5 protein-coding genes are annotated in these 4,948 nt (G+C 73.5%); 4 read left to right on the top strand and 1 reads right to left on the bottom strand.

The features are described 5' to 3' along the window. Nucleotides 1-605: 605 nt before the first annotated feature. The 4 genes from VQ03_RS33305 (at nucleotide 606) to VQ03_RS25160 (ending at nucleotide 3,495) form a co-directional block, all read left to right on the top strand. Entirely contained in the window at nucleotides 606-806 is a 201-nt protein-coding gene (locus VQ03_RS33305) for a hypothetical protein (protein ID WP_048453655.1), read from the top strand. Between the two features lie 158 nt (nucleotides 807-964). Then, a complete protein-coding gene (locus VQ03_RS25170; RefSeq protein ID WP_048453654.1) occupies nucleotides 965-1,726 on the top strand; it encodes a 5-oxoprolinase subunit PxpA in 762 nt (253 codons plus the stop codon). A gap of 6 nt (nucleotides 1,727-1,732) precedes the next feature. Next, a complete protein-coding gene (locus VQ03_RS25165) occupies nucleotides 1,733-2,467 on the top strand; it encodes a 5-oxoprolinase subunit B family protein (RefSeq protein WP_048453653.1) in 735 nt (244 codons plus the stop codon). Continuing rightward, nucleotides 2,464-3,495 carry a 5-oxoprolinase subunit C family protein gene (locus tag VQ03_RS25160; protein ID WP_048453652.1) on the top strand — a complete coding sequence of 344 codons (1,032 nt, stop codon included), beginning with the start codon at nucleotides 2,464-2,466 and terminating at the stop codon, nucleotides 3,493-3,495. The genes VQ03_RS25165 and VQ03_RS25160 overlap by 4 nt, the downstream gene beginning before the upstream one ends. Nucleotides 3,496-3,507: 12 nt before the next feature. On the opposite strand, the gene VQ03_RS25155 is transcribed toward VQ03_RS25160, so the two are convergent. Continuing rightward, entirely contained in the window at nucleotides 3,508-4,776 is a 1,269-nt protein-coding gene (locus VQ03_RS25155) for a serine hydroxymethyltransferase (protein ID WP_048453651.1), read from the bottom strand. Nucleotides 4,777-4,948 lie beyond the last annotated feature (172 nt).

Below are 4,948 nucleotides of genomic sequence, written 5' to 3'. Positions count from 1 at the left end.
GACGGGCTGCCCTCGCGGGGGGCTCGGTCATCCGCACGGGCTCGGCGGCGGGGGCGGCGGGCTTCGCGGCCTCCTGCACGCCCGGCGCCTCGGCCGGCTTCGTCGGCGGATCGCTCCAGGGGCGTGCGGCAGAGGTGGTCTGATTTTGGGCGGCCTGATGAGGGGGCCCTTGATCCTGGGCCCGCGCCGGTGGGGCGCACAGGATGCCGAGAAGGAGGGCGAGGCCGGCTGAGCGGCGCATTCGGTCACGCATGATCGCACCTCTGGATCGGCAGGCGCGGCCTGCCCGGCTCCTCGGTTCTCGCGGCGAAGATCGGGCCGCGCGGCGGTCGAGCGCGATCCTCGCAACCTGACCGTGTTGTGGAAGGTAGCGGGGCGGGGCGGTGGCGTCCACGCACCGAGGTTAGGAATCCACCACACTGTCTCATCCGGGCGTGTTCCGATCCGGCACGGTCGACGTCGAGGACTCGCTCGAGGCCACGGAACCGGCCTCGTCCCGTCTCGCTTCGGCGCCGGCGCGTCTCCTCCGTCGGCGCAGCGTCGTGTCCGCCTCGGGGCGCGCCGCTTGCCACCGTGGCGGCATGATCCCTCCGGGACCGGTGATGATGATCCAGTTCGACACGAAGGCATCCGCGGCGGAACAGGCGGCAACCGTCGCCGCGTCATTCGTGGCCAGATTCGAAGCCGGGTTGCGCCAAGCCGCTGTGGTGCTCACCCTGGTGGTCGGCATACCCCTGGTGCTGGCATGGTTCGGCCTGCTCGGCTGGGGCGTGTTTAGGCTCGCCAAAAGCGCGCTCGCGCTGTGACTCCGAGGCCGAGCGAGGTCTCGGTGAGCGAGCCTCGCCCATCGTCGGCCGCCGGATAGCACGGGGAGCAACCCGGGCCGGCGCGGTCCGCGGGTTGCAGGGGCGCCGGGGCGATGCCAGGAACACAGGGTCCGCCTCATCTGCCTGGAGTGCCCGCCATGCTGTCCATCGACCTCAATTCGGACCTCGGCGAGGGTTTCGGCGACTACCGCTGCGGGGACGACGCGGCGATGCTGGACGTCGTGACCTCGGCCAATGTCGCCTGCGGCCTCCATGCGGGCGATCCCGAGATCATGGCCCGCGCCTTCGCCATCGCGCGCGAGCGGGGCGTCGCGGTGGGTGCCCATCCGGGCTACCCGGACCTGTGGGGCTTCGGTCGCCGGGTCCTGCCCTTCACCCCCGGCGAGGTCGAGCGGCTTGTCGCCTACCAGGTCGGCGCCGCGGCCGGGCTCGCGGCCTATGCGGGCCACCGCCTCACCTACGTCAAGGCGCACGGGGCGCTCGCCAACCTCGCGGCGGTGGAGCGGGAGGTGGCGGATGCCATCGCCAAGGCGGTCAAGGCCGTCGATCCGTCCCTGTCGCTTCTCGCCATCGCGCTCACCGCGCAGGTGGCGGCCGGCGAGGCGCAGGGGCTCGACGTGCACCAGGAGATCTTCGCCGACCGGGGCTACACCGAGGCCGGGTTCCTGATCCCCCGCGGCCAGCCCGGCGCCCTCATCACCGACGAGGCGCAGGCCGCCGAGCGGGTCCTCGCCATGGTGCAGGAGGGGGCGATCATCGCGGCGAGCGGCCGGCGCCTGCCGACGCCGATCCGCTCGGTCTGCGTCCACGGCGATTCCGCCCATGCCGTGGCCACCGCCCGCGCCGTGCGCACCCGGCTCGAAGGCGCCGGCGTGCGCCTCGCCCCGTTCCGGGCCTGACGCGCGATGCCCCCCTCCCTGGAGAGCCCCCGCCTCCTCGATGCCGGCGAGGCCGCCCTGGTGGCGGAGTTCGGCACCCGCGTCGATCCGGCCATCCATGACAGGGTGCTGGCCCTCGACGACGCCCTGCGCGCCGCGCCGCCGGAGGGCCTCACCGAGACGGTGCCGACCTACCGCTCGCTGATGATCCACTACGACCCCCTGGTCCTCGACCGCGACGACCTCGCCGCGCGGGTGCTGGCGCTCGCCGCGGCGCCCGCGTCGGCCCGGGCCGGCGCCACCCTCTGGACGCTCCCCTGCTGCTACGACCCGGCTTGCGCCGAGGATATCGGGGCGGTGGCGCAGGCGACCGGCCTGACCATCGAGCGCGTCGCAGCCCTCCATGCGGGAGCCGAGTACCGGGTCTACATGTATGGCTTCGCCCCGGGCTTCGCCTATCTGGGCGGCCTGCCCACGGAGCTGGCGGTGTCCCGCCGCGCGACCCCGCGCCCGCCGCACCCGGAGAACGCCCTGCTGATCGGCGGCGGGCTCGCGGCCGTCGGCACCTTCCCGATGCCGACCGGCTGGTACGTGGTCGGCCGCACGCCGGAGCGGCTCTACGCGCCGCAGCGGCCCCAGCCGTTCCCGGTCGCCGTCGGCGACACGCTGCGTTTCGAGGCGGTGGACGCCGCCACCTTCGCGGATCTCGACCGCCGCGCCGCCGCCGGCGAGGTCGTCGCCCAGCGCCGGGAGGCCGCATGACCTCGCGTCTCAGCATTCTCGCCGCCGGCCCCGGCGTGACGCTCCAGGATGGCGGCCGCCACGGCTACCTGCGCTACGGCATCACCGCCGCCGGGCCGATGGATCCGCTCGCCCATGCCACGGCCAACCGGGCGCTCGGCAACCCGCTCGGGTCCACCGCCCTCGAAGTGTCGCTCGGCGGGGTCGAGGTGACGGCGGAGGGCGGCCCGCTCGGGATCGCCGTCGCCGGTGGCGAGTTCCGCATCAGCCTCGACGGCGTGCCCCTGCCGCCTTCCTGCGCGCTGACCCTCAATCCCGGCAGCCACCTCGTCGTCCGGGCGGGGCGGGCCGGCGCCTGGGCGTATCTCGCGGTGGCGGGCCGCTTCGACCTCGCCCCGACCCTCGGCTCGACCGCGACCCACACCCGCTCCGGCTTCGGCGGCCTCGACGGTCGGGCCCTGCGGGCCGGTGACCGGCTGGCGGTGCCGGATGCCCGCCCCGGCCCGGCCGATCCCCACGCCCTCGTGGCGCCCTGGCTCGTCCGCCCGCCGGAGGAGATCCGGGTGGTGATGGGCCCCCAGGACGACTTCTTCGCCCCCGACCAGATCGCCGCCTTCCTCGCCGGCCCCTGGACGGTGACCACCAAGGGCGACCGGATGGCCTGCTTCCTCGACGGCACGCCGCTCACCCACGCCAAGGGCTACAACATCGTCTCGGACGGCATCGCCATGGGGGCGATCCAGGTGCCGGGGGAGGGCTGGCCGATCGTTCTGATGGCCGACCGGCAATCCACCGGCGGCTACCCGAAGATCGCCACGGTGATCGGCCCGGATCTCGGGCGGCTCGCCCAGGCGCAGGGCGGCACGCGCATCCGCTTCCGCGCCGTCGGCCGCGCCGAGGCTTTGGCGGCCCGGCGCGCCGAGGCGCAGGCCCTGGCCGGGCCGGTGGCGATGGAGCCCCTGATCCGCACCGATTTCAGTGCCGAGTTCCTGCTCGGGCGCAACCTGATCGGTGGCGTGGTGGATGGGGCAGGGGTCCATGCGCCGTAGCCACGACGGGGCTCAGGCCCCGCCGTAGATCGGAAACCGCCGGCACAGCGCCAGAACCTCCTCGCGGATCGCCGCCAGCCCGGCCGCATCGTGGGGCGCTGCCACCACCCGGCCGATCCAGCGGCCGACCTGCCGGAACTCCTCCACGCCGAACCCTCGCGCCGTCCCGGCATTCGAGGACAGGCGCAGGCCCGACGGCGCCTCGGGCGGGCGGGTGTCGAACGGGATCTGGTTCTTGTTGACCGCGAGCCCGGCCGTTTCCAAGGCCTCGGCCGCCACGTCCCCTGTCACCCCCTGGGGCGTCAGGTCGACCAGCATCAGCCCGCAATCGGTGCCACCGGCGACGAGGCGCATCCCGGCCTCGGCGACGCTCGAGGCCAGCGCCCGGGCATTGTCGAGGACCGCCCGGTTATAGGCCTGGAACTCGGGCCGCAGGGCCTCGCCGAAGCAGGCCGCCTTGGCGGCGACCGCATGCATCATCACCGATCCCTGCACGCCCGGGAAGATCCCATGGTTGATCCGGTCCGACAAAGCGGGATCGTTCCAGAGGACCAAGCCCCCGCGGGCGCCGCGCAGGGACTTGTAGGTGGTCGAGGTCACCACGTGGGCATGCGGGAAGGGATGCGGATAGAGCCCGGTGGCGACGAGGCCGGCGAAATGCGCCATGTCGACCATCAGGAGCGCCCCGACCTCGTCGGCGATGGCGCGCAAGCCCGCGAAATCGAGGGCCCGCGCATAGGCCGAGCCGCCGGCGACGATCATCCTCGGCCGGTGCTCGCGGGCGAGCCCGGCGACGGAATCGAGGTCGACCCGCTCGCTGTCGCGCTCCACGCCGTAGCGGACGATGGTGTAGTCACGGCCCGTCAGGGTCGCCGGGTGGCCGTGGCTGATATGCCCGCCGGCCTCGACCCCCATCGACAGGATCGTGTCGCCGAGCTTGAGCAGCCCGAGGAAGACGCCCGCATTGGCGTTCGAGCCCGAATGGGGCTGCACGTTGGCGAAGCGGCAGCCGAACAGCCGCGTCGCCCGGGTCACCGCCAGGGCCTCGATCGCGTCGGCATGCTCGGCGCCGCCATAATAGCGCGCGTAAGCCGGGCCCTCGACGGTCTTGTTGGTGAGGACCGAGCCCTGCGCCTCCAGCACAAGCCGCGAGACGATGTTCTCCGAGGCGATCAGCTCGATCCCGTCCCGCTGCCGGGCGAGCTCGCCGCGGATCGAGGCGGCGAGCTCCGGATCGGCGTCGAGGCCCTGGTCGAAATAGCCGTCATGGAGGAGGCGCATGGAAGGGAGTCCGTCGGTGGCAGGGCCCGAGTGTCGGGCTTGCCGCGGCGGCCGGCAAACGGGATAAGCTGAGGCTCCGGCCAAGCTTTTCTTGGCCTCATGGACCTGAGGCCTCGCGATGGATCCGGCCGGCCGGGCGTCCCCTCCCTCCCTCAACGCCATGCGGGCCTTC

The organism is Methylobacterium tarhaniae (genome assembly GCF_001043955.1).
Taxonomy (GTDB): Bacteria; Pseudomonadota; Alphaproteobacteria; order Rhizobiales; family Beijerinckiaceae; genus Methylobacterium; species Methylobacterium tarhaniae.
This window is presented reverse-complemented; position numbering and strand designations above follow the sequence as displayed.